This window comes from Rahnella ecdela (genome assembly GCF_019049625.1).
Lineage (GTDB): Bacteria > Pseudomonadota > Gammaproteobacteria > Enterobacterales > Enterobacteriaceae > Rahnella > Rahnella ecdela.
In genome coordinates this window covers 137,274-162,394 of record NZ_JAFMOY010000130.1, presented here as the reverse complement: position 1 = coordinate 162,394, position 25,121 = coordinate 137,274, and the positions used below count along the sequence as shown (strand labels likewise).

Genomic DNA, 25,121 nt, shown 5'->3' with positions numbered 1-25,121 from the left:
TAAACACTATGTCTATTAAAAAACTGGCTCTTCTCGGTGACAAAACAACTTTTGGCAGCATTGTTTCTGCGACATCTTCGTTTATTGATGAAGGTAAAAAAATAGTACAGAGCGGCGATTTAGCTTCATGCAGTAAATGTAAAAATGTCTTCCCCATCAATGGCACAGCATCGGGATGGATAAATGATGGGACAAAACAAGTACAGGATCAGGATCAGGTCTTGTGTGGCTGCAATGATCATAAAGTCTTTGCTCAATCTGTTCTCCTAAATGGATGAATTAGTGATTTAAAGCAATGCGTAAGGAATAACTCATGGCTTGTAATAATGAATGTAAATCTACCGGATTAGCAATCTTACCTGTCCGCTATGCCGTCGTCCCAAAAACCATCAAGTCCTCTTTACCAGGCTGGGCACAAGATCCCCAAGTAAATGATATCAATTTGGAAAACGGTGATCATTATGCTCTGCGGACCCTGCGTCAGGGGTATCTCTATTTGTTTTATGAGAAAGGCGCTCTGGGCAACCATTATTGGCAATGCTTCAGTATTGCCAGCGACGGTTCGCTTTGGCTCCAACACTCTGCTTCTCTGCCTCAGGAAATCACTTCACCCGACTGTCATTCGGACTCGCATGACGCCAGCATGGTCGAATTTTTTTGTATCGCAGCCCCTCAAAAATGCGGAGATGTCTGGCTGGCCTATAGTCAGTTCAGATGGAGTGAGACCACGCTTGAACGCTATAAAAACGACCCTGCCCTGCGCGTTGAGCGCATGCAAAAAATTCAACCCGCAGCCTGGATAAAAAATCCTGCCGCTAAAGGGGTAACACAGGCCACTGCAGAATCATTGCAAACCGTGCTGGATTATCAGGATGTCGCCGTTTCTGGATTAATGCCGGACCAAAACTCTGGTTCCAGAAAAAATCTGAGTTCTGCCCCACCAGTGGCACGAATCATCTACAGCGAAAACAAAGAGTCATCTTACCCTGCTGCTAAAGCAGAGGTGATCCAACCTACAGGACCGGTAAAATACTCTGTCAATCAGGCTCTGCTTAATTCATGGTCAACACTTTACCCTTGGGCCGTGACCCGCGCAGGTAAACACACGCTGGCTGCGGAAAAGATGGCCACTCGCTGTGAAGACAATGCCAAGCCGATGATTATTCCTCTCTGGGATGCAGTAGGGATCACCCATGAGCTGAATGGCTGGGGAATGGATGTCCTCGGACGACAGGCCCAGTTTGCCTTTGAACGCGATCTGGATTTAAAAACTCACCGGGATCTGGAAGGTTTGCAGGCGCTCCTGAGTAATGCCTCACAGAACAACATTGAGCGGATTCGTGCCCGGATGGGAGAAGGCGCGTTTTATGCCTCTCCGGAACTCAGCGCGTTACGTCGGGCTGCCTGGGCTAAAAAATATCACAACGACGCTGAACTATTGAATCAAGCCATGAGCGATTGTGACCTGTTAGATCAGTGGGGCGCCGCCAACGTGAATGAGAGTTTTGCCAATGAGCTGATGCGTTACCCTATGCAACCTCTTGCAAAACATCAGCAGGAAGTTGCCCGATTAAAACAACAGGTTCAGCAGGATCTGGCCGCAAGGGAAAGCGGTTATCAAAAAGCCGTTGGGCAGAAAAGAGCACAGAGCTGGGAACCTTACGCTGCCAGACTTAATACAGCAAAACGAGAAGACTTTGTTCGCTGCTATCAGCAACTTTGCGAAGACATCACAACACTGTATGAAAAACGCTCTGGCAGTATACTTAACTGGCTGGTCGCACCTTTATTTATTGCCACACTTGAAGATTTCCATTCAGAAGAATTCAGTGATGGTATTTACTACCAGTCGATCGTCACGGCAGCAATTTGTGGCGTTGGCAATACCCCGCGCGGAAAAGCCTTAATTGACAAGTGGCGGGACGGACTCAGTGCCAGTGATTGCTCCAATCTGTTATGGCGCTCGGTTGCCGCGAACGATCCCGGGATCATCAGCGAACTCGATCAGCTTCTTCAGCAAGCAAAAAGCAAAAAGGACGATCATTCTCCTATCTCCTCGGCCACCTTAACGCTGGCGATTTCCCAGGCGGGAAACCTGAAGAAGTACACCAATTTTTATCAGAAGGCGAGTAAAGAGTGGTCAAAACCACTTCCTGCTGAGGCCCACTGGACAGACAAACAACTCTACAAAATGGACGGTTTTATGTCTTCGGTGGGAGACCGGATTTTTAATCTGAAAAAATTCGGTGACAAACTCGACAGCTTTACTGAAATGGTATTCAAAAGTATTTTCTCATTGCGTGCCGGTGTCCCGCCCGAACACGTTATGAATCTGATGGGCGCCCAATTAACGGAAGGGCCTGCCTACCGCGCCTCCCTGTTGCAGGAGTTAAAAGCCAGCAAAGGGTTTATGGAAGTTAATCAGGCCAAAATGGCGAAATATCAGCAATTGAACAGCGCTTGGGATGACTTTGCCAGCAAAGATGAAGGTAATGCCATTAAAAACTCCCGTATCGGTTTGGTAATGCTGTTCTTTAATGCCCTCGATTTTAGCTATTTGTATACACAGTCTAAGGGCGATCTCAAAAGTCTGGCAACGCTGGCGGCCAGCGGCCTGACCATGATTTACCAGGTCAGTGATATTGTGTTACCAGCAATTGAGAAAGGCGAAAAAGCCAGTGCACTGACGGTCGGTTTAGTAAAAGGTTTTGGTGCTTTAATGGGGGCGGCAGCTTCAGCAATCAGTTCTTTTTTAGATTACATAAAGGGCGCCGACGAGTTTCAAAAAGGCCGCTTTGAATTGGTTTGTTTTTATGCTTTAAAAACCATCGCAGATTTATTAGGAGCAGTTAAATATTTCGGGATGTTTTTGGGTGCAGTTGGCTTAACGACTGCTGAAACAAGGATCATCGCATTGCTGGCTGCACGTAGATTCGGAATCCGCATGCTGGCTATTCTCATGACATGGGAATTTTCTGTGGCCTTGATTTTCTTACAGATTATTATTACCTGGATTGCAGATGATGAACTGCAGATTTGGTGCCGCCAATGTTACTTTGGCGAAGCCCCTCTAAATATCAGCTACAGCGAACAGTCAGAAAGGCTCAGTGCAGCAATTAAGGAGGTATTATGAGAGGGGAAAAACCGGTCAAATTGCGTGAATTACAGGAAGAAGTACAAAATAAAAAAGATATGTGGGAAGGGTCTAAAAACAGATACCGTGATAATGCCCCTGATGCAACATTAGAGAGAATTGCAATGAGAGAGGCAGCATATCAGGAAGCAGCCAACCGCTTAATGACGCTCCCGCCCCCTCCCGTGCTCCCGCCTGTCCACGGCCTTTATAAAGTCATCGGCAAACTCGAAGCCTTTAGCCGCCTGCGCTGTCAGGCCGATTTTGATGTGGACTTTTACCGGACTAATACCCTGCCCAGTGCCTCAGATAACCAGCGACTGGCCGGAGGTCTCACCGCCATTGCCGCCGGTAGCCCGGCTCTGGGTGCCCTTGCGGCTTCTGAAGATAAACCACTGGTCAGCACGGCTGACTATATTCAGGGGCAGATAAAAGGGATGCCTTTCCGGGGCTGGGTCGGTATGACCGACCTGAAAGTCGGTGATGACGTCGAACTCGTAGCGGAATGGCAGGTGGATCATTACGAGGTCTACGCTATTGCGTTGCCACAGGAAAGAATTATTTCCGTATGCCCCCGGTGTAATATGGGCAGCACAGCATATTGTTGGCTACGAATGAAATACATGCTTATTACCTTCACTCTCCTGATGATGATTTTCTTTTTTGTAACTCCATGCGCCCTCGATGGTGATTACATTACTGCTATGAATAAACTATTGGAAATGAAGGTTTATGGAAAGCTTTGGCTAATCTTCGGGATAGTCAATGCACTAGCCTCTATCGCTATCGCAGTTTTCGCCTATAAAGCCTATGCATCGACCACTTGCAAATTAGCCGAAGATATATTCAGGGTGATGGATTGGAAAGTTGTTGACGAAATTGACCTAAATAAAACCACCGCTAAACATGAACGAACACTAAAACGTCAGGGGAAATGGTATTCCCCCAAACGAAAAGATAAACCTCTCCGCCCGACCAGCAAGTGGGCAGGTTCCTATGAATACTGGTATTACTATTAATTAAAATATTTACCACCAGGTATCAGAAAGGCTCAGCGCAGCAATTAAGGAGGTATTATGAGAGGGGAAAAACCGGTCAAATTGCGTGAATTACAAGAAGAAGTACAAAATAAAAAAGATATGTGGGAAGGGTCTAAAAATAGATACCGTGATAATGCCCCTGATGCAACATTAGAGAGAATTGCAATGAGAGAGGCTGCATATCAGGAAGCAACCAATCGCTTGATGGCACTCCCGCCTCCTCCCATGCTCCCGCCTGTCCACGGCCTTTATAAAGTCACCGGCAAACTCGAAGCCTTTAGCCGCCTCCGCTGTCAGGCCGATTTTGATGTGGACTTTTACCGGACTAATACCCTGCCCAGTGCCTCAGATAACCAGCGATTGGCCGGGGGTCTCACCGCCATTGCCGTCGGTAGCCCAGCACTCAGTGCCCTTGCGGCTTCTGAAGATAAACCACTGGTCAGCACGGCTGACTATATTCAGGGGCAGATAAAAGGAATGCCTTTCCGGGGCTGGGTAGGTATGACCGACCTGAAAGTCGGTGATGACGTCGAACTCGTAGCGGAGTGGCAGGTGGATCATTACGAGGTCTACGCTATTGCGTTGCCACAGGAAAGAATTATTTCCGTATGCCCCCGGTGTGATATGGGTTCTTATGCCTATGGCATGTTAAGAACAAAATATATGTTTATAATAATTGCCTTACTCGTGGGATTTACGCTTTTTACTATGCCTTTCTTCGCAGGCGAAAGTTACTGGGAAGGATTGATAAGTGTTGTCGATCCAAGGGATAAAAGTAATCTCATCATGTGGGGGATTGGGCTTACTGTTTATTGCGGCATCGCAATTTCACTCGCTATTTCAGCCTATAAAGCCTATGCCCATACCACTTGTAAATTAGCCGAAGATATATTCAGAGTAATGGGCTGGCAAAATGTAGAACAAATTGATTTAAATCAAGCTACCGGTAAACATGAACGAAAGCTTAAACGTCAGGGGAAATGGTATTCCCCCAAACGAAAAGATAAACCTCTCCGCCCGACCAGCAAGTGGGCAGGCTCCTATGAATACTGGTATTACTATTAATACTCCATGAGAAATACTTCAATTCAACCAAGGATATAGGGAGAATGCCTTGCGAAATATTTTATTCGACTACACTGAAGACGATATTCAAAAAAAATCTAAAACCATTAAAAATGAACTCCTCCATAACATAATTAATGAAAACGAAAATTGCCTTTTGCTGTTAGATCCGACCTTGCGAAACATTAATCCTGAAAATCCTCTCTGGGATGCCCTTAAAGGAAAGGAAGTACAGATTGTTAAGTTTTCACATACAGAACTTTATGATGTTTTCGAGCTATTTTTAATTCCACTCAATCTGAATAACAGTTCTGACATAGAACTTTTTAATTTAAGCATTGATGCGACACTGCATGAAATTTCACCTAAGCACCTTGATGCGGGGGCGGGGAGAAGTGTTTATGGCTGGCTTATCACACCTCATTCCTGCGATTACGTTGCCAGGCACCTGTCTTCGACTGCAATTCAAACTATTTCCGGAGAAGGTGAGTTTTTATTACGTTTCTTTGATCCCTCAATAATCAATATCACGTTAAGCGTTTTAGACAACTGGCAGCAATCTCGATTATTAGGTTCTGTACAACGCTGGTATTACATTGACGGAGATGCACAAATAATCAATCAAGAGGGATATTACAATCACCAACGGCAAATGGATTTTTCATTATCAATAGATAACAATACATGGAGAAAAATACAGCACCTCTCTGTAATAAACGACATAATGAGATGTTACCGAAATGAATATCTATTTGAAGAACGCGTGAATGAATTGCTAGCACACCGATGGTTACTGGTAGCTCTGGAATCGATGTCCTACGCAAAATTTTTAGAGAATAGAGATGACTGCCGATTATTCGGCATTCATATACTTACCAAACATCCTTTGATATATCAGAGTAGAAGACTGCAAGAGATGATTGATTCCTCCGTTCATATGAAAGATACGAGTTACCGATTGCTGGTTAAAAACTTCAGCATTCAAGACTGGGAACAAATTATAAAGGAATGCAAGAGATCAGTGCAATAATAACCATTAGTTCTCATTGGTAACTTTTGAACAAAGGAATAATAAAAATATGATGGACCCTCTGTCATGGCCTATTCAGAAAATTCAAAGCGATAAAAAAATTAGTCGTGTAAATATGAAGGTCTGGATTACTCTATTTATTTCATTAACTACTATTATTTTTGTCTTTTTTTACATTGCCAAATTATTGAATTTTAAAAGCGAAACTTATCAAGCTGGAGCTGCCGTCTCATTAGCTATGGTAGTTGTGTTACTTTTTCTATTTGCGTTACATTGCTACAAAACTGGAATTGAACAGGTCAATCATGAAGCATGGTTAGAAGAATCACTCGCCATAAAAAATCACTGGCGCAACTGGTGTAGCCAGCAGCTTCACATCATCGGCCATCAATTGCTACTTCCAGTGCAAAATGATAAAAATAAAATCATCAGCAAGTCGTCTCTGCCAGTAGTAAAAAATCAGCGAAATTTATTTAAAGAAAGCGACTTTGGTCTGGTGACCTATCAGAGTATTTTACAGGAATTACTTTTTTCATTGCGAGGGAAAATACAACGAATCAGTCTGCATTCTAACTTTGATGTAATTTTTATTAAAGAACCAGACCTCACATTATGGGATGAATTTTCCAATATATGGACTGCGATGGGTTTATCACACAACCTTTTGTCCGGCCATATATTTTCTGATGACACCTACGCCACAATCACATCAAGATTATTAAACGAAAAATCAAAAAATGTTACTATTATTATAAGCATTCAGTTGTTTGCAGAGAAAAAAACAAAAGACATTATGACTGAAAGTGGTTGTATTTTTCTCTTTGCTAACCATACTAAAGAATTAAATAAAGACATGCCTTGCTGTGGTTATTTATATAGACCTATGCTGTCCAATAAAGATTCTATAGAAGATAACCTTATCGATATGAGTGAGTATCAATTTGAGTTTAAAAACGCCACATCGATATACTTGAGCGGAGTTAGCGAAGAGGTAAAAACACAGGCAACCACGGCACTAACACTATTAACCATCTCAGAAAAACTAAACAATCAGTATGAGATAACGGATTTAGACCTATTCCTCACATCTCCGGGCCCATGGGTTGCATTATCTTTAGCCACACTCACAGCAGAAAAAAATAAAAATACCAATCTGATCGCTTGTTGCGAACAGAAAAATATTATTTTTAATACCGTTCGTCCATATGTAATGAGCAAAGGAGAAAGAATGTGATCGGGAAAGGCAACGGATGGAGAATCTTCGGGCTACTCTTTTTTCTCATTATAATAGCTTGCGTTTCGGCAGGGTTTTGTTATTTCTATGCCGAAGGCTTTGGCTGGATTAATACCAAAGAAAAGATATATCTTTGGTTATATATCATGTTGGCAGCATTGATATTTATAACCTTATTATTTGCTGGGATATCATTCCAGCGGGGAGGTATAAAATTACTCTCTGGTGGAAATAATGGAAACTTTCCTGAATCTACCTCAGATGAGGTAAAACCATCTCAGTTTCATACCCAGCTCAAAACCCGACTGCGCCGCCGCTACGGCTTGTTCTGGCGTTATAAAGTCCGCCTGCTGATGGTCGCCGGAGAACCGGAACACATTGCTGCGCTGGCACCGACTCTGGCAGCTCAGGGCTGGCTGGAAGGTCAGCGTACGGTGCTTATTCACGGTGGGAGTTTGCATGGATCTGCAGACAATGCGCGTCTGCCGGAATGGCGCAAACTGCGACGTACCCGCCCGCTGGATGGCATCATCTGGGCGATTACCGCGTCTCAAAGCAAAACCGCACAGTGGATGGACGACGGCCTGCGTTCGCTTGAGAAAACCGGTGAAGCCCTACGTTATCAGCCGCCGGTGTATCTGTGGCAGGTTTGCGAAAGCGACTGGTCTCAAGACGAGCGCATTGAGCAACCCGTCGGGGTTATTTTCCCGGCAAATGCCACTGCGCAATCAGTTGAAAATCAACTTAAATCGCTGATCCCCCTTCTGCGCCAGCAGGGAATGCAGCAGATATTTATCCACCCGTCACACGATTTTCTGCTGCGTCTGGCACAGTCGCTCGGCGAAACCGCTGCTGTCCGCTGGCGTCAGTCCCTGACACCGTGGTTTGCCGATTATGCCGCACGCATTCCGCTGCGCGGTTTGATGTTCAGTTTGCCGCAGACCGCACCGGTGGCTGACGCTGTACATCATAAAACCTGGACACCGCCTGCCAACTGGCAAAGCGTGCTGGACGACTGCCGCTCCGCGCGCGGTCGCCGCGTCGGTCTGCCGTGGGAGCAAACGCTCTGTAACGGTGTGCTCGCACTGATCGTCCTATGGGGCATTGGCAGCGTAGTCTCGTTTGCTGTGAACCGACATCAGATGGTGTCTGCCGCTGAACAGGCACAATACCTGGCCAAACCGAAGCCAGTTTCCGATGAGCAACTGATTGCCTTACAGGCCCTGCGTAATGACATTGGCCGCCTTCAAGCTCGCGTAAGTCAGGGTGCGCCGTGGTATCAGCGTTTTGGAATGGATCACAACGTGCAATTGCTCACGACGCTTTTGCCGTGGTACGGCAGCGCAAGTAACCGTCTGATCCGCGATGCCGCGGCTGAGAGTTTGCAGCGTAGACTCAACGAACTGGCCAACCTGCCTGCCAACAGCCCGAAACGCGCGGCACTGGCAAAATCAGGTTATGACCAGCTGAAGGCATATCTGATGATGGCCAGACCGGAGAAAGCTGACGCTGTATTTTACGCACAAGTGATGAAAACGACCGAACCGCAGCGGCCTGGCGTATCACCGGGATTATGGCAGAGCCTGGCTCCCGACTTATGGCAGTTCTATGCTGCCAATCTGCATACGCAGCCGGAATGGAAAATCAAACCGGATACCTCGCTGGTTTCTCAGTCACGGCAGGTTTTGCTGGGTGAGATCGGTCAGCGCAACGCCGAAAGCACACTGTATGAAAACATGCTGCTTTCGGTGCGCCGTAATTATGCAGACATGACGCTGCTAGATATGACGGGTGATACCGATGCACAACGTCTGTTCAGAACTGATGAAGTCGTTCCGGGTATGTTCACCCGTAAGGCGTGGGATGAACAAATCCAGGAAGCTATCAACAAAGCAGTTTCTTCCCGTCGCGAGGAAATTGACTGGGTACTGAGCGATAACCGTCGTTCGGTCTCCGATGACATTTCACCGGAAGCATTAAAAAAACGCCTGACCGAGCGCTATTTCACTGATTTTGCGGGTAGCTGGCTCAATTTCCTCAACAGCCTGCGCTGGAATGAGGCGAAGAACCTGTCTGATGTGATTGATCAGCTTACGCTGATGAGCGATGTCCGTCAGTCCCCGCTGATTGCGCTGATGAATACGCTGGCATGGCAGGGACAAACCGGGCAAAAGAACGAAGCATTGTCAGATTCTCTGGTGAAATCCGCCAAAGCGCTCATCAATAAAGATGCTCAGCCCGCTATTGACCAGCACGCCAGCGGACCGGTCGGACCGCTAGATGAGACCTTTGGTCCGTTGCTGGCCCTGATGGGCAAAGGCAGCGCTCAGAATATGATGTCGTCAGACAGTTCTCTCAGTTTGCAAACGTTGCTGACCCGCATAACCCGTGTGCGACTGAAACTTCAGCAGGTGGCGAATGCCTCTGATCCGCAGGAAATGACGCAGGTACTGGCACAGACCGTGTTCCAGGGTAAAAGTGTAGACCTGACCGACAGTCAGGAGTACGGCAGCCTGATTGCCGCGAGTCTCGGCGAGGAATGGAGCGGCTTCGGTCAGACTATGTTTGTCCAGCCGCTGACCCAGGCATGGGAAGCCGTATTACAGCCCTCTTCTGCCAGCCTGAACGACCAGTGGAAAAACGCCATCGTTAACAACTGGAAATCCGCTTTTGACGGACGCTATCCGTTTGCCGTCAGCAAAAGTGATGCTTCCCTGCCGATGCTGGCAGAATTTATCCGCAAGGACAGTGGCCGTATCGACAGTTTTCTGACCCGCGAACTGAGCGGCGTTCTGCATAAAGAAGGGACCCGCTGGGTGCCGGATAAAGTGAACAGCCAGGGGCTCACGTTTAACCCCGCATTCCTGGCAGCCATTAACCAGCTTAGTCAGATCTCCGACATCCTGTTCACCGACGGCAGTCAGGGAATGCGCTTTGAACTGCTGGCCCGTCCGGTTCCTGACGTTGTAGAAACCAACCTGTCGATCGATGGGCAAAAACTACGTTACTTCAATCAGATGGAAAGCTGGCAAAGTTTCCGCTGGCCGGGTGATACCTATAAGCCTGGCACCATGCTGACGTGGACCGCGTCTTCCGCCGGTGCTCGTTTGTACGGTGATTATCAGGGTACCTGGGGGCTTATCCGCTGGCTTGAGCAGGCTAAGCAACAAAAGCTGGATGAAGGTCGTTATCAGCTGACTTTCACCACATCAGACAAACAACAACTTCAGTGGATATTGCGTACTGAGCTGGGCAAAGGTCCGCTCGGACTGTTGCAGCTGCGTAACTTCACGTTACCAGCACAGATTTTCCTGATTCAGGCAACACCGCTATCTGAAGAACAACCTTTTGACCCTGATGCAATCGCTGAGGAGCCGTAATGGCCACTTTAACCACGCTGCTCAATGCCTGCGCAGCAGAGCCTGAATCTCTTTTACCTCAGGCAGAAAAGCAGGTCTCTCTTTGGGATAAATGGCTACAACCCATAACACCGGCTCAACCCGCAGGCGAAGACCCTGGTTATGACGACGACTTCCAGCAAATGCGCGAAGAGGTCAACAAACTTTCCGGTGCAGATACGACCCTGACCTGCGAACTGGCAGAAAAGTTGCTCGCCAGTCAGTGCAAAGACGTTCGCGTTGCCACCTACTACATCTGGGCGCGCTTGCATCGTGATGGCGAAACCGGGCTTGCTGACGGACTTTCCCTGGTGGCAGGGCTGATTAACCGCTTTGGCGAAACGCTGCATCCGCTGCGTGCAAACAGCCGCAAGACGTCACTGGAATGGCTCGCAGGTTCCCGCGTGCTGGACAGCCTGTCACTGTATCCTGAAGTCGATAAAACGGATTTTGCGCGCATCATTGGCGCACTGGCGCTTATCGAACAGGGCCTCAGCACCTGGAGTGAATCTTCACGGCCTGAACTGGGTGCGCTTTATGCTGCACTGGAAAATCGCCTCGCTCAGTCTGGCGGAATGAATGCCGTTGTCCCGCAAACCAGCGCAACATCTTCCCAGTCAGAAAGTACGGGCATATCCCCTTCCCTGCGCGCGGTGCAATCAGGCCGGGACCTGCTTGATCAGGCAAAAATGCTGGCGAAATATCTGCGCGATCAGCCACAAGGCTGGCTCTCGGGGCATCATCTGATTAAGAGTGTACGCTGGGACACTGTTCACGAATTGCCGCCGCTTGATGCCAGTGGCCGCACCCGTCTGCTGCCGCCCCGCCCTGAATATCGTGCGCAGCTTAAACGTTTGTACCTGCAACAGAGTTGGGTAGAGCTGCTGGAGCAAGCGGAATCCATGTTTGGTGAAGGTGTTAATCATTTTTGGCTCGACGTGCAGTGGTATTTACATCAGTCGCTGATCAAGGCAGGCGCGCCATATGAAGGCTGGGCGACCTGCATCACACAGGATCTTGCGCTGTTTCTGACCCGGTTGCCGGGACTGGAAAGTTTGTCATGGAGTGACGGCACCCCATTTGCCGATGAAGTAACACAAGGCTGGATTAATCAACAGGTGCTGGAATCAGTTTCAGGCTGGGGAAATGAACCTGCGGCCTCCGTGACCTCCGGTGAAGATGACATCCTCCTTCTGGAACCTGAGGCGCTGGCACAGGCAGACAGTGACGGCGTGGAATCCGCCCTGACCTGGCTACAAACCAGACCAGGCATCAACACCGCCCGCCACCAGTGGCTGTTGCGTTTGGTGATGGCCCGCGTGTCGGAACAGTACGGTAAAAATGATATGGCGCTGCATCTGCTTAGCAGCCTTGACAGTGACAGCCTCTCACTCACGTTGCCTCAGTGGGAACCGGGGTTGGTGTTTGAAGTCAAAGCGCGCCGGCTGAAATTATTGAGGATGAAATCGCAACGTGGCGACGGGGATAAAAACCGGATGCTGAGTGACATGGAGAATCTGCTGAGTGGCCTTATCGTGCTTGATCCGGCCCGCGCCGCTGTGTTGTGCGGTTAATAAAAGTAACTCCTTATTCGATACATTCTACTACCTATTCTTCTGTCATTTTTCAACTCTATTGGCAAAGCGAACAAAAATTTATGGACGACTTAACCCTGCGTTACTTCGACGCTGAAATGCGTTATTTACGCGAGGCGGGCGAAGAATTTGCCCGCGCGCACCCTGACCGCGCTGCCGGATTGAATCTGGACAAAGCCGGTGCCCGCGATCCTTATGTAGAACGTCTGTTCGAAGGTTTTGCCTTCCTGATGGGACGCCTACGTGAAAAACTTGACGATGATCTGCCGGAGCTGACTGAAGGATTAGTCAGCCTGCTGTGGCCGCACTATCTGCGCACCATCCCTTCCCTTTCGATCGTGGAGTTCGCGCCAGACTGGCAGGGGATGAAAGAGCGGATGGTGATGGCAAAAGGTTTTGAAGTCCTGTCGCGCCCCATCGGTGAGCGGGCTACGCGCTGCCGCTATACCACAACACAGAACATCGAATTACTGCCACTTTCGCTGCAACGCGCCGTGCTGAATACCGAACCGGATGGCCGTTCAGTGATCCGCCTGCGGTTTAACTGCAGTGCGCTGGCTGACTGGAGCAAAATAAACCTAAGCCATCTTCCGCTCTATTTTGATGCGGATGCGCCACTGGCCTGCGCCCTGCATGAAGCCCTGACGCTCCATACCGCCAAACTGTGGGTCCGTTTACCGGGTCAGGCCGATCGTCAACCACTGGAAGGCTTTTTTGCCCCGCAGGGATTTGGGGAGCACGACACATTGTGGCCGAAAGGCGAAAGTGCATTCAGCGGTTATCAGTTGCTGCTTGAATATTTCACTTTTCGTGAAAAATTCATGTTTGCGAGCCTTAAAGGGTTTAATACGGTTGAATTACCGGCTGAGCTTGGCTGGTTTGAAATCGATGTGGTGCTTGAGAAACGCTGGGAGCACGACTTCTCGTTCTCAGAGAAAAACCTGCGACTGAACTGCGTTCCGGTCATTAACCTGTTCCCGCTGGAATCCGACCCGCTGACGCTTTCGTCATTGCAGACAGAATATCTGCTGCGCCCGATGCGCGTTCAGGACGGTTATACCGAAATCTATTCTGTCGATTCGGTGATTTCATCCAAACATTCCGGCCATCAGGTGTATGTACCCTTCACCAGCTTTCGCCATAAGGGCGGGATGTTACGCCACGATGCACCTGAATATTATTACCATACCCGTGTGAGACGCGGCCCTTCAGGCCTGCACGATACATGGCTGGTTCTGGGAGGCGAAGCCTTTGATAATCATACGGTACCCGAGAATGAAAACCTGTCTCTTAGCCTGACCGGCACCAACGGCCAGTTACCGCGTAAATCACTGCAAAGCACCGTGCTGGATACCGCTGTCAAATCCACCAGCGCAAATGTCCGCGTGCGCAATCTGTCCGCACCGACCATGCCATGTTATCCGCCTAATCGTGACCGTTTCCACTGGCGCGTACTCAGCCATTTAGGCAGCAGTTTTCTGTGGATGATGGACAACGCCGAAGTCTTGCGCGGAACGTTGGCGCTGTACGACTGGACAGAAAGTGAGATGAACCGCCGTCGTCTCGAGGCTATTGCTGATGTCCGACACAGTGAAATTGAAAGGTTTGAACGCGGCTATCTGCTGCGCGGTGTGCACATTGAAATCACGCTCGACAGCAATGGATTTGCCGGCAGAGGCGACATCTGCCTGTTTGGCGAAATGCTCAGCCGCTTCTTCGCGCTGTATACCGATATCCATCTGTTTAACCGCCTTACCCTGATACTGCAACCGACAGGAGAGCGTCTGGAATGGGAAGAGAATCACAAGCCCCGCATTTCCGGCTAACTGCCAGGCTTGAGCGGGATATCGGGCGGATTAACTTTTACCGCTTCTGTCAGCTTTTGGAAAAACATCAACCTGAAGCGCCACCGCTGGGAAGCACTGCCGATCCCGCGGACGATCCGGTACGGTTTCGTCCACATCCGGGGATGGGTTTTCCGGTCAGTGAGTTGAAAGCGTTGCAAAAAGATGAGGAACATCCTAACGCACCGCTGACCGTGCGTACCACTTTCATGGGTTTGTACGGTGTGGATGCGCCGCTGCCGACATCATATATCGACGATATCACCCAGCGGCGTGAAGGACATGAAGCGCTCGAAGGGTTCCTCGACATTTTCAATCACCGCATCATGACGCAGTTTTATCGCATCTGGCGGAAGTACTCTTATCCGGCAACGTTTGAATCCGGCGGTAAAGACAGCACATCGCAAAGCCTGCTGGGCCTGATTGGTATGGGTATTCCAGGCACGCAGGAACATTTTGCGACGCCGACCTCACGGTTTCTGGCTCTGCTCGGGGTAATGCGTCAGCCGGGACGAACAGCAGAAGGTGTACAGGCGCTGGTGCATTTACTCGCACCGTTTACCCGGACAGAAGTGACCCCGCATTGCCTGCGCAAAGTGCGCATTACCTCTCCCATGACCTTCGCCGATGAAGGTGCTAACTGGCTGGATGGCGATACCGTCATGGGAGACGAAGGCACAGATGCCAACAGTCAGTTGCTGATTTCGCTGTTTACTGACAATCCGGCGGAAGCGGAAGAATGGCTGCCAGACGGACCGCTTTACGCGGATTTTTTAGTGCTGCTTCGGGTCTATCTCGGCTGGCGTTATAAAGCCCGTATCCAGCTGACTGTGCCGGTGCAACTGTTACCTGCACCTGTTCTCGGAGATGTCCCTTTCAGACTGGGGCTGACGGGTGTGCTGGGTTTGGAAGAAGGCGACGCAGCGGATGATATCCCTGAATACTTTACCGTGGAGCTCGGCCACTACTGTGGAATGGCGCCCCAAACGCATCAAGAAGGAACACGACGTGTTATTAAATACCGCCTGGAAAAATAAATTCTGCCTGTCAGCACTGGTTCTGTTACTGAGCGGCTGTGGTTTGACTCAGGCAGTGACAGACGGCACCGTCTCTGCAACAAAATCTATTTTCTATAAGCAAATTAAAACCCTGCATCTGGATTTCATTGCCCGCGAGGCACTCAACACCGATGCCACTGAGGCGAACTCTTCCTCACAACCAGTGTTAGTTCGGGTTTATCAGCTACGTGATGACAAAAACTTCCAGAAAACGGTATATCAGCAACTGGCGGAGGATGGCGATGATGTTCTCAAAGACGATCTTCTAGCCAGCCAGAACGTGGTCGTGAAACCTGGTAAAGCTGCGTCGCTGGATATGCCGATGGAAAAAGACGCCAAATTTGTGGCAGTCGTAGGGCTGTTCCGTAACCCGGATATGGCTAAGGGCCAGTGGCGTCTGGTGCTAAGCCGTGAAGAGCTGGATCCCGATAAAGCACGAATTATCGAACTTGGGAATAACAGTCTGACACTGCAACCGGTGAAAGACTGATGCCAAACTCACGCTCACCCTCGCTCTACGAAATGCTGCTCGGCAACTTTGCCGGCGGCCTCGACTTGCATAACGTGAGCGAAGAGAATCAGGTGATCCTCTCCGTGCTCGATAACATGCAACGCATTCTCAACTGTCGCGCGGGCACCCTCACGCACTTGCCCGATTACGGCCTGCCGGATATGAGCAAAATCCTGCAAGGGATGCCCGGCACCGCGCATTCGCTGCTAAATACGCTTTCCGGCACCCTGCTGAAATATGAACCCCGCCTGAAAAAAATCAACGTGATATTGCTGCCTCAGTCCACGCCGGGGCATCTCGAATACGCCATTGACGCTGAGCTGAAAGATCTCGGGCTGGTGCGATTCGGGACTGAGTTTATGCCGGAAGGCCGCGTGCTGATGCGTCATATGAAACAACAGAATTACGTCAGTTAAGGAAAACCATTATGTCTATTGAACGCCAGTTGCGCACCGGTGGTGATCCGCGTGCGCTGGCTGACTACGCCGCTTTGCGCGAAGAATTGAGTAAACTGGCGCATCCGGCGCGCCCGGACGTCGACTGGAAAAAAGTCGAGCAGCTGTGCCTAAATCTGTTTCAGCAAAACGGTATCGAGTTGCAAACTGCGTCGTGGTATACGCAGGCCAGAACGCAGCTTGTCGGGATGCCGGGCCTCAATGAAGGTCTGGCGATCCTCGAGGCGTTGCTCTCCCGTCAGTGGCCGGGACTGTGGCCGCTGCCGGTTCATGCGCGGATGGAAATTCTGACCGGCCTGAGCCAGCGGCTTCAGCAATCTTTGCGCACCATGACGCTGGAATATCGCGATCTACCGGCGATTTATCAGGCGGAAAAGCTGATCACTTCCTTGTGCGATGTGCTGCAACGTCTGGAACTGAAACACGCCAGCCAGTTCGATGGGTTAGGCACATTTATGCACGGCGCTGCTGTCCGGCTGGAGAATATGCACGCCACCAACGATGCTGCGGTGGTGCTACCCGCTGCGGCTGTTCAGACAGAAACGCAGAGGGAAAACGCGCCCCGTGAGCAATGGGTCTATGTCGCGCAGGCTGAACCGGTGGAGCCTCAGGTGGTGATCGTCCCGCCGCCACCGGCAAAACGTGCAGTTCAGTGGAAGGGTTTTATTGCGGGCGTGGTGATCACTGTGCTTGCAGGCATTGGTCTTCAGGCGGGGATCAACGCATTTTATCGTCCGCAAGCCGCAATGCAGCTGACCGCCACGCTGCCTGTTCTCCCGAAACCGCTCAGCACCCAGTCGCTGGAAACGTTGAAATCTCAGCAGGCGGATATGCTCAGCCGTGAAGCCCCCGCGCTGATCTCCGCGATGCAAAAACAAACTGACCAGCTGGCAAAACTCTCCCCGCGCTGGGCGCAGGATACCGGCATACAACTGGTCAAACAGGCACAAACTTTGTGGCCTGATAATCCGGCAACCGCCGCGCTGGCGGAAAGCTGGACGCAACAACTGAATGCCAATGCCGTGCCTTTGGAAAACCTCAGCGGCTGGCAACAGGCCAATACCCAGCTGCAGCAACTGGCGGATAAACTCAACGGGCTGGATGAGCAGCGCGGTAAATACATGACTGTCTCACAGCTGAAGTCGTCGGTATTTGCTATCCAGCAGGCCCTGAACAGCGCACCGCCTGTGGAAGAATCCCTGCGAAAACTTGCCGATCTGCAGCAACAGAAAACCGCGATTCCGCCCCAACTGACGCTGCAACTTGATAATCAGTTTACGCAGTTGCTGAACCGATACGCGTTGCTTACTCAAGCCTTATCGGCGACCGCCGGTAAAAACGGTCAGGCAGATAACTGACCAATGAATATGGCGGCGTGATCAGAAAAGGTGATGACGTCAGCCATCTTGAATACAGAGGAAGTATGTCAGCAAAAGAACGGTTCCTGAAAAAACTACAGGAAAGCCAGCCCCGCACTGGCTCATATGAAAATAAAGGTCAGGCGGATATCGCCGAGTTCCGGCAGCGGATCGCGCTGTTGCAGGAAAACATGGAGGAATGGCTGACAGACACGGGTATCCGAGTGGAGAACACCAGCGTCTCGCTGGTTGAATGTCTGATCGGCGGAAAATCGTTCGGCGTGCCGGGGATCCAGCTGCAATACGAAGATCGAAAAGTGAAATTCACGCCGGTATTTTTGTACGGGCAAAGCGTCACAGGCTGCGTGGAAGCCAGCCTTTACAAGCAAGGAGGCGTGACCGTCTTGTGCCGGTTATTTATGCAGTCTGGTGAAAACAGACAATGGACCTGGCGTCCTGCTAATGCCTTCACCGGACCGGGCGGGATGTTCGGTGAGGATGCCTTTTTTGAACTGGTAGAACGTTTATTGCCATGACGCCTTCGGGCGTCATTCCTTTTATTCCCTCAGGGTAACTGCAACATAAATGTAAACAAATGCTACAACCATTACCTGATCTGATAAGGTTTTCGCCAAATGCAATGACATAAATTTACATTGCATTAGAAATAAGAATGCGCTGATGCCCTGCCAAATTTAACTTTTTTGTTACCGATTTTGCACACAACAAGTCATTACCGGATGCAGGGTAATTACATTTGGAAAACATCAAAACTCTTTGATCCAGATCAATGCAACAACATATCCACCCTGTTTTTAGGGTTAATCCCTCCTGCGCACCTTCGTCCTGAAAATTGTTTTTTCGCCCCGCTCCATCCGCCCGCCCCGAAAGTGTTTCAGTCAGTAATTCCCCCCCGTGACCGTCCCTGTTAATGCCTTCTCCCGCTATGGTTAAATCCATTCCTCGCGAAAACCCAGCTGTACTGCCCTTTCATTCAAGACTTCACCTGCGAATGTCCGACATCGCCGGTTCCCGTACCGGTGCCAGCGTCTGGAAGGGTTATCTGACACACAAAAAGAGGTTGTTATGTTTGGTCTTGATGCGCTAGAACTGGCCCGTATCCAGTTTGCCTTCACCGTCTCTTTTCACATCATTTTTCCCGCAATCACCATCGGACTGGCCAGTTTTCTGGCGGTTCTCGAAGGCATGTGGCTAAAAACAAAGAAAGAGGCTTACCGCGACCTGTACCATTTCTGGTCGAAAATCTTTGCCGTTAACTTTGGTATGGGCGTGGTCTCCGGTCTGGTGATGGCTTACCAGTTCGGTACCAACTGGAGTATGTTCTCCTCGTTTGCAGGCAGTATTACCGGTCCGCTGCTGACGTACGAAGTGTTAACCGCGTTCTTCCTCGAAGCCGGTTTCCTCGGCGTGATGCTGTTCGGCTGGAACCGCGTCGGACCCGGTCTGCACTTCTTCTCCACCTGTATGGTGGCGCTCGGCACGCTGATGTCGACGTTCTGGATCCTCGCTTCTAACAGCTGGATGCAGACGCCGCAGGGCTACGAGATTGTTAACAATTTGGTGGTACCGGTCAGCTGGATGAAGATTATCTTCAACCCGTCCTTCCCGTTCCGCTTAATGCACATGACCACCGCCGCCTTCCTGGCGTCCGCGTTCTTCGTCGGTTCTGCTGCGGCATGGCATTTACTGCGCGGTCGCGATACACCGGCAATCCGCACCATGTTGTCGATGGCAATGTGGATGGCGCTGATCGTCTCGCCCATTCAGGCGTTTTTGGGCGATGCGCACGGTCTGAATACCCTAAAATATCAGCCTGCTAAAATCGCTGCCATCGAAGGCCACTGGGAAAATAAAGACAACAAACCGTCCCCGCTGGTACTGATTGGTTATCCGGACATGAACCGTGAAGAGACCCGTTATGCGGTTGAAATCCCGTATCTGGGCAGCCTGATCCTGACGCACAGCCTGACGCATCAGATCCCGGCGCTGAAATCCTTCCCGAAAGAAGACCGTCCTAACTCGTCCGTGATCTTCTACACCTTCCGCATCATGGCGGGTCTGGGCATGCTAATGATTTTGCTGGGTGTGCTGAGCCTCATCCTGCGTCGTGGCGGCAAAATGTATACCTCTAAAGCGTTCCTGCGCTTTGCCTTCCTGATGGGGCCTTCCGGTCTGCTGGCGTTACTGGCGGGTTGGATCACCACCGAAATGGGGCGTCAGCCGTGGGTGGTTTATGGCCTGCTGCGCACCAAAGACGCGGTATCTAACCATAACGTGTTGCAGATGAGCGTCAGCCTGATCCTGTTCATCGTCATTTACTGCTCGGTGTTTGGTGTCGGTTACGGCTACATGATGCGTCTGATCCGTAAAGGGCCGCAGGCACACGAAGGCGAAAGCGTTGACCACGGTGGTCCGGGCCAGCACCGCACACCTGCGCGTCCGCTGTCTGCGATTTCAGAATCACTGACCGACGAAACTAAGGGAGCTTGATAATGGGTATCGACTTACCGCTGATCTGGTTTTTGATCATCATCTTCGGTGTGATGATGTATGTGGTGATGGACGGCTTCGACCTGGGTATCGGTCTGCTGTTCCCGCTGGTGAAAAAAGAGCACGACCGTGACGTGATGATGAACACCGTTGCGCCGGTCTGGGACGGCAACGAAACCTGGCTGGTGCTCGGCGGCGCGGCGCTGTATGGCGCGTTCCCGCTAGCGTATTCGGTGATTCTGGATGCGCTGACTATCCCGCTGACCCTGATGCTGTTCGGCCTGATTTTCCGTGGTGTCGCCTTTGAGTTTCGCTTTAAAGCCAGCCCGGCCAAACGCCACGTGTGGGATAAATCCTTTATCGGCGGTTCTGTGCTGGCGACCTTCTGTCAGGGCGTGGTGCTGGGTGCGGTGATCAACGGTATTCCGGTGGTAAACCGCACGTATGCCGGTGGCGCACTGGACTGGCTGACGCCGTTCACGCTGTTCTGTGGTTTTGCGCTGGTGGTGGCTTACGCCCTGCTCGGCTGCACCTGGCTGATTATGAAAACCGAAGGCGAATTGCAGGAAGCGATGCACAACATCGCTAAACCGCTGCTGATAGTCTTCCTGCTGGTGACACTGGCGGTCAGCCTGTGGACGCCGCTGACGCACAGCGATATCGCCCACCGCTGGTTCTCGCGCCCTAACCTTTACTGGTTCCTGCCGGTGCCGGTACTGGTAGTACTGGTCTCGGCGTGGATGTACCGCGCCATCAGCAAGAATGCGCACCACGCGCCGTTCCTGCTGACGCTGGCGCTGGTGTTCCTGGGTTATACCGGGCTCGGTATCAGCATCTGGCCGAACATCATTCCGCCGTCCATCTCCATCTGGGAAGCGGCTTCACCTCCGCAAAGCCAGGGCTTTATTCTGGTCGGCGCCCTGTTCATCATCCCTATCATTCTGGTGTACACCTTCTGGAGCTACTACGTGTTCCGCGGGAAAGTCACACCGGACCAGGGTTATCACTGAGGAATCGCATTATGAACCTCATCAGAAAAATGGACGACAGCAACATCACTAAAGCCCCGTTCTTAAAACGAGTCGGCTGGATGGCCGTCATCTGGGGCGGCAGCGTGCTGGCGTTATTTGTTGTGGCATCGGTGTTCCATCTGCTGATGTTCGCGGCGGGCATGAGAAGTCATTAAGTGAACAAAGTCCGGCACTATGCCGGACTCTTTTTTAGCATGGCGTTCTGCCGCCCGTTAAGACGCTGAACAATACCTAATCACCGGTTCACACAGTACCGGGAAGTTCAGTGAATTCGCGATAAAGCACAGTTCATGTGCGCGGTGATGCAGTTCCTTCGCGAGCTGAATATCATCCCCGGCACGGATCGCAATGTCGGGTTTGAGTGTGATACTCGTGAAACACCCTTTCTCACCTTCTGTCATTACCCCTTCAGCCTTATCGATATAAGAATCAACACCGATACCCGCCTCGGCGCATAAATGCAAATACCAGAGCTGATGGCAGGCTGAAGCTGAAGCTACCAGCAGGTCTTCAGGGTTCCAGCGCGTGGCATCACCCAGAAATGCAGGGTCTGATGAACCGGCAATGCTTTGTTTCTTCCCTTCTGAAATATCATAATCGCGGCTGTAAGCCTTATAGGATTCTGTTCCGCGACCCTTATTGCCTGTCCATTCAATTTTGACCTGATAATGATGCTCGCGATGTGCCATAGCCGGTGCTCCTGTCGTTGGTAAGAAGGGGAAACTGAGGGGTGGATAGGGATAGTTCTCCCTTTAACGTCAAAAATGGTATACCATTATTCCATAATGTACAGGAGAAAATGATGACGCTGAAACCTCAATCCACCGCCGAAATGCTTGCCGGATCACTCAGGAAGATGATTAACAATGGCTCGCTGCCTGATGGCTCGCGGCTGGTTGAAAGGGATCTGGCCAGCCAGTTTGCTGTCAGCCGTGTTCCGATGCGGGAAGCTATCCGGCTTCTGGAGCAGGAAGGCATGGTGGATATTTTCAGAAACCGCGGGGCGGTGGTCAGAACACTGTCTGTTGAGGATATCGCTGAGATTTATGAACTGCGGGCTTTACTTGAGGGGGAAGCAATATTTAACAGCGTGCAGAATATGGATGCCGAAACACTGGCCAGAGCTGAACTCACGCACACACTGCTGGGGAATGCCGAAGACGCCGACAGGCAAGGAGAGCACAACCGTGAGTTTCACGGTCTGCTGTACCGCGGATGTCAAAATAAGCGCCTGCTGGCGATGATCGACGAGTTACGTAATCAGATAGAAAGGTACGAACATTTTCAGCACAGACTGCTTTCAGCAACTCAGGCATTTCAGCATGAACATGAATTGATTCTTAATGCATGCCGTGAAGGCAACGCAGAGGCGGCACGGCAGGAAACCTTCCGGCATATTGAATCTGCCGGAAGAGTGCTAAAAGATTTTATCAGTAAAGGGATTTCGGCTCAGAAATGAGTGACTGCCCGCAGCCGATGTTCAGGGCCACTTCGGTGGAAAAAGCCGCCTGAGAATGGGATTATTTCTCCAGCACCAACGTCACAAAATCCAAAATATCATCCATCGCTTCCTGACGGGCTTCGGCAGAAGGCATGACGATCAGCTGGTCGGAATAGCCATTCATGATGGCGGATAACTGGCGGGTGACGCGTCCGGCATCGGTCGGGCGGAACACGCCGCTGTCGATCCCGGCGCGGATGATCTCAGCCAGCAGTGCCAGCCACTTATGCACCATCAGCCGCGCCAGTTCGGCGTAAGCCTCGTTATGCGCCGCCAGTTGCCACAGCGATCCGTACAACTGCCAGATATCACCCTGCGTATCGGGCAGATAATTTAACACCAGCGTGTGCAATTTTGCCTTGGGTTCGAGCGGAGCAATTTCAGCGGCAAACTCTTTCAGCTCCGCCATCATCACTACCGACAGCGCCTCGATACACAGCGTTTGCCAGTCAGGAAAATAATGATAAATGTGGCTGCGGGAAATCCCGACGTACTCCGTCAGTTCGCGCGTCGTGACTTTCTCAATCCCTTTTTCGATAAAAAGACTGATGGCTCCGTCAAGGATCTTAGCCTTTAACGCTTCCCGGTTTTCTTTCATAATTCATCCTGTACTGGCCCTGGAATGACATTGAGCAGGCGCTCAGACCGGCATTTTATCAGGAAGCCCGGCGTGTGCCCACGGACTTACGCAGCACGATTTTCAGCACCACCACACTGGCAATCACCAGCGCAGCCGCAGAAATCAGCACCGCCAGAAACGCCTGATCAAACGCAGTTCTCGCCAGATTTGTCAGCAACGAAGCCTGTTCAGGGCTGAGATGACCAGCAAGCGTTAATGCTTCATCAAGACTGTCATACGCGGTTTCACCGCTGACCAGCCCGTGCGGAAGTGTCAGGCTGCGGCTGTAAACGGCGGTCATCAGGCCACCCAGCAACGTCACGCCGAGCACGCCGCCCATTTCCCACGATACATCCTCTATCGCCGCGACCATTCCGGCCTTATCTTCCGGGGCATTAAGCATGATCGAAGTGGAAGCCGCTGTCACTGCGCCACCAAGTCCAAAACCTAAAATAAACAGGCTCACTAACTGCATCACCACGCTGCCATCATAGACCAGCGCGTGAATGACGATGCCGAGGGCAGATATCGCGAAGCCGCCCAGCATCATTTTACGCACGCCGACACGCGGGATCAGCATACCCGCCAGCGGCGAGGCCAGTGCAGACGCCACCGGGATCGGCAGAATAAACATCGCCGCCATAAACGGCGTCAGTCCGAGCACCAGCTGTAACCGCTGGCTGAGCACCAGTTCGATACCGATCAGCGCAATCATAGAGGTGATCGCCACGCCCACGCCGCAGGCAAAGGCGCGGTTGCGGAACAGTGAAAAGTCGATCATCGGCTGAACAGCCTTCTTTTGTCTTCTGACGAATAAGCCGAGGAACAGCACACCGAAAGCGGCAGAACCCAAGATCACCAGCCATGACGAGTTAATCTGGCTCAGCTCTTTCAGTGCGTAAATCACCCCGACCAGCCCCGCCATCACCATCGCAGAACCGGCAAAATCACAAGGACGGTGTTTATTGCCTTCACCGCGCGGGATCAGCGCCTGTGCAAACGGGAATACGGCCAGCACGATCGGCACGTTGACCAGAAACACCGATCCCCACCAGAAATATTCCAGCAGCACACCGCCGATGACTGGCCCGAGCGCCGCCGCGCCGGACGCCACCGCCGACCAGATGCCTATCGCCAGCGCACGTTCACGTTCGTTGGTGAAGACATGGCGCACAATCGCCAGCGTCGCAGGCATCATCATCGCCGCGCCAATGGCCAGGAACACGCGGGAGGCAATCAGCATTTCGGCGCTGGCAGAAAACGCCGCGCACAGGGAAGCGAGCGCAAACACCGGCAGCCCGCTCATAAAGAGATTTTTGTGCCCGATACGGTCACTGAGCATTCCCGCGCCCGGTAAAAGACCGGCGACCACCAGCGGATAGGCGTTCACTATCCATAGTTTTTCCGATGCCGTGGCACCCAGCGCCTGCGTCAGGCGCGGTAACGCGGTGTACAACACGGTCATATCAATGATGATCAAAAAGAGTGTACTGGTGACAATCGCAAGTATCAGCCAGCGGTTATTGACGAACATAAAAAATGCCTCAGATAAATTTTGAGCAATCGCTCAAGGCCAGCAAGATACTTGAGCAACCGCTCAAACTCAAGCAGCATCTGCCGGACAGTTGATGAAGCGTTGAAGATGCGGCACGGGAAAACGACAGATTTACAGGCAAGAAAAAGCCCACTCGGAAGTGGGCAAAAAGGGGTAAAACAGACTTTTGTCTCAGCTTTCTTA

Annotated in this window: 22 protein-coding genes; 18 read left to right on the top strand and 4 right to left on the bottom strand. The window is 50.9% G+C overall.

Annotated features, from left to right (window positions below):
• The first annotated feature begins 8 nt into the window (after nt 1-8).
• The 14 genes from J1784_RS17745 (at nt 9) to J1784_RS17680 (ending at nt 18,257) form a co-directional block, all read left to right on the top strand.
• Nucleotides 9-278, top strand: a complete 270-nt coding sequence (locus J1784_RS17745) for a PAAR domain-containing protein (RefSeq protein WP_113876427.1) — start codon at nt 9-11, stop codon at nt 276-278.
• Nucleotides 279-313: 35 nt separating this feature from the next.
• The gene (locus J1784_RS17740; RefSeq protein ID WP_120509876.1) at nt 314-3,133 is read left to right on the top strand and encodes a T6SS effector BTH_I2691 family protein; all 2,820 of its coding nucleotides are present in this window, start codon (nt 314-316) and stop codon (nt 3,131-3,133) included.
• The gene (locus J1784_RS17735) at nt 3,130-4,152 is read left to right on the top strand and encodes a putative type VI secretion system effector (protein ID WP_217150302.1); all 1,023 of its coding nucleotides are present in this window, start codon (nt 3,130-3,132) and stop codon (nt 4,150-4,152) included. The genes J1784_RS17740 and J1784_RS17735 overlap by 4 nt, the downstream gene beginning before the upstream one ends.
• Nucleotides 4,153-4,209: 57 nt before the next feature.
• Nucleotides 4,210-5,238 (top strand): putative type VI secretion system effector, encoded by a 1,029-nt coding sequence (locus tag J1784_RS17730; RefSeq protein WP_217150301.1) that lies wholly within the window; start codon nt 4,210-4,212, stop codon nt 5,236-5,238.
• A 49-nt stretch (nt 5,239-5,287) separates the two neighbouring features.
• Entirely contained in the window at nt 5,288-6,268 is a 981-nt protein-coding gene (locus J1784_RS17725; protein ID WP_217150300.1) for a DUF4123 domain-containing protein, read from the top strand.
• A 49-nt stretch (nt 6,269-6,317) separates the two neighbouring features.
• Nucleotides 6,318-7,502 carry a hypothetical protein gene (locus J1784_RS17720; RefSeq protein WP_217150299.1) on the top strand — a complete coding sequence of 395 codons (1,185 nt, stop codon included), beginning with the start codon at nt 6,318-6,320 and terminating at the stop codon, nt 7,500-7,502.
• A 146-nt stretch (nt 7,503-7,648) separates the two neighbouring features.
• Nucleotides 7,649-10,882 (top strand): ImcF-related family protein, encoded by a 3,234-nt coding sequence (locus J1784_RS17715; RefSeq protein WP_217150298.1) that lies wholly within the window; start codon nt 7,649-7,651, stop codon nt 10,880-10,882.
• Nucleotides 10,882-12,474: a type VI secretion system protein TssA gene (gene tssA / locus J1784_RS17710; RefSeq protein WP_120509554.1), complete on the top strand. Its 1,593-nt coding sequence runs from the start codon at nt 10,882-10,884 to the stop codon at nt 12,472-12,474. The genes J1784_RS17715 and tssA overlap by 1 nt, the downstream gene beginning before the upstream one ends.
• Nucleotides 12,475-12,557: 83 nt before the next feature.
• Entirely contained in the window at nt 12,558-14,321 is a 1,764-nt protein-coding gene (gene tssF, locus J1784_RS17705) for a type VI secretion system baseplate subunit TssF (RefSeq protein WP_217150297.1), read from the top strand.
• Nucleotides 14,285-15,376, top strand: coding sequence for a type VI secretion system baseplate subunit TssG (gene tssG / locus J1784_RS17700; RefSeq protein WP_217150296.1), 1,092 nt, complete (start codon nt 14,285-14,287; stop codon nt 15,374-15,376). The genes tssF and tssG overlap by 37 nt, the downstream gene beginning before the upstream one ends.
• The gene (gene tssJ, locus J1784_RS17695; protein WP_338019918.1) at nt 15,348-15,887 is read left to right on the top strand and encodes a type VI secretion system lipoprotein TssJ; all 540 of its coding nucleotides are present in this window, start codon (nt 15,348-15,350) and stop codon (nt 15,885-15,887) included. The genes tssG and tssJ overlap by 29 nt, the downstream gene beginning before the upstream one ends.
• The gene (tssE, locus tag J1784_RS17690) at nt 15,887-16,324 is read left to right on the top strand and encodes a type VI secretion system baseplate subunit TssE (RefSeq protein ID WP_120509550.1); all 438 of its coding nucleotides are present in this window, start codon (nt 15,887-15,889) and stop codon (nt 16,322-16,324) included. Before tssJ ends, tssE begins: the two co-directional genes overlap by 1 nt.
• An 11-nt stretch (nt 16,325-16,335) precedes the next feature.
• On the top strand, nt 16,336-17,721 hold the full coding sequence (locus tag J1784_RS17685; RefSeq protein WP_217150294.1) for a VasL domain-containing protein: 1,386 nt from the start codon (nt 16,336-16,338) through the stop codon (nt 17,719-17,721).
• Nucleotides 17,722-17,786: 65 nt separating this feature from the next.
• On the top strand, nt 17,787-18,257 hold the full coding sequence (locus J1784_RS17680; RefSeq protein WP_217150293.1) for a hypothetical protein: 471 nt from the start codon (nt 17,787-17,789) through the stop codon (nt 18,255-18,257).
• Between the two features lie 115 nt (nt 18,258-18,372).
• On the opposite strand, the gene J1784_RS17675 is transcribed toward J1784_RS17680, so the two are convergent.
• On the bottom strand, nt 18,373-18,681 hold the full coding sequence (locus J1784_RS17675; protein WP_120509547.1) for a hypothetical protein: 309 nt from the start codon (nt 18,679-18,681) through the stop codon (nt 18,373-18,375).
• 126 nt (nt 18,682-18,807) lie between these two features.
• On the opposite strand from J1784_RS17675, the gene J1784_RS17670 reads away from it, so the two are divergent.
• Genes J1784_RS17670 through J1784_RS17660 form a run of 3 tightly spaced genes read left to right on the top strand, consistent with a single transcriptional unit; the run spans nt 18,808 to nt 21,418 of the window.
• Nucleotides 18,808-20,232 (top strand): cytochrome ubiquinol oxidase subunit I, encoded by a 1,425-nt coding sequence (locus J1784_RS17670; RefSeq protein WP_120509546.1) that lies wholly within the window; start codon nt 18,808-18,810, stop codon nt 20,230-20,232.
• Nucleotides 20,233-20,234: 2 nt separating this feature from the next.
• Nucleotides 20,235-21,242 carry a cytochrome d ubiquinol oxidase subunit II gene (gene cydB / locus J1784_RS17665; RefSeq protein ID WP_119824225.1) on the top strand — a complete coding sequence of 336 codons (1,008 nt, stop codon included), beginning with the start codon at nt 20,235-20,237 and terminating at the stop codon, nt 21,240-21,242.
• A gap of 11 nt (nt 21,243-21,253) precedes the next feature.
• Entirely contained in the window at nt 21,254-21,418 is a 165-nt protein-coding gene (locus J1784_RS17660; RefSeq protein WP_013577857.1) for a DUF2474 domain-containing protein, read from the top strand.
• A 57-nt stretch (nt 21,419-21,475) separates the two neighbouring features.
• Here the strand turns inward: J1784_RS17660 and J1784_RS17655 are convergent, their stop codons facing one another.
• Nucleotides 21,476-21,952, bottom strand: coding sequence for an OsmC family protein (locus tag J1784_RS17655; protein WP_119824223.1), 477 nt, complete (start codon nt 21,950-21,952; stop codon nt 21,476-21,478).
• Nucleotides 21,953-22,065: 113 nt separating this feature from the next.
• Here J1784_RS17655 and J1784_RS17650 point away from each other — a divergent pair, with 113 nt between their 5' ends.
• The gene (locus tag J1784_RS17650) at nt 22,066-22,722 is read left to right on the top strand and encodes a GntR family transcriptional regulator (protein WP_119824221.1); all 657 of its coding nucleotides are present in this window, start codon (nt 22,066-22,068) and stop codon (nt 22,720-22,722) included.
• A gap of 61 nt (nt 22,723-22,783) precedes the next feature.
• On the opposite strand, the gene J1784_RS17645 is transcribed toward J1784_RS17650, so the two are convergent.
• Both J1784_RS17645 and J1784_RS17640 read right to left on the bottom strand, forming a co-directional pair.
• A complete protein-coding gene (locus J1784_RS17645; RefSeq protein ID WP_217150292.1) occupies nt 22,784-23,362 on the bottom strand; it encodes a TetR/AcrR family transcriptional regulator in 579 nt (192 codons plus the stop codon).
• A 58-nt stretch (nt 23,363-23,420) separates the two neighbouring features.
• Nucleotides 23,421-24,917 carry an MFS transporter gene (locus J1784_RS17640; RefSeq protein WP_120509544.1) on the bottom strand — a complete coding sequence of 499 codons (1,497 nt, stop codon included), beginning with the start codon at nt 24,915-24,917 and terminating at the stop codon, nt 23,421-23,423.
• Nucleotides 24,918-25,121: the final 204 nt, after the last annotated feature.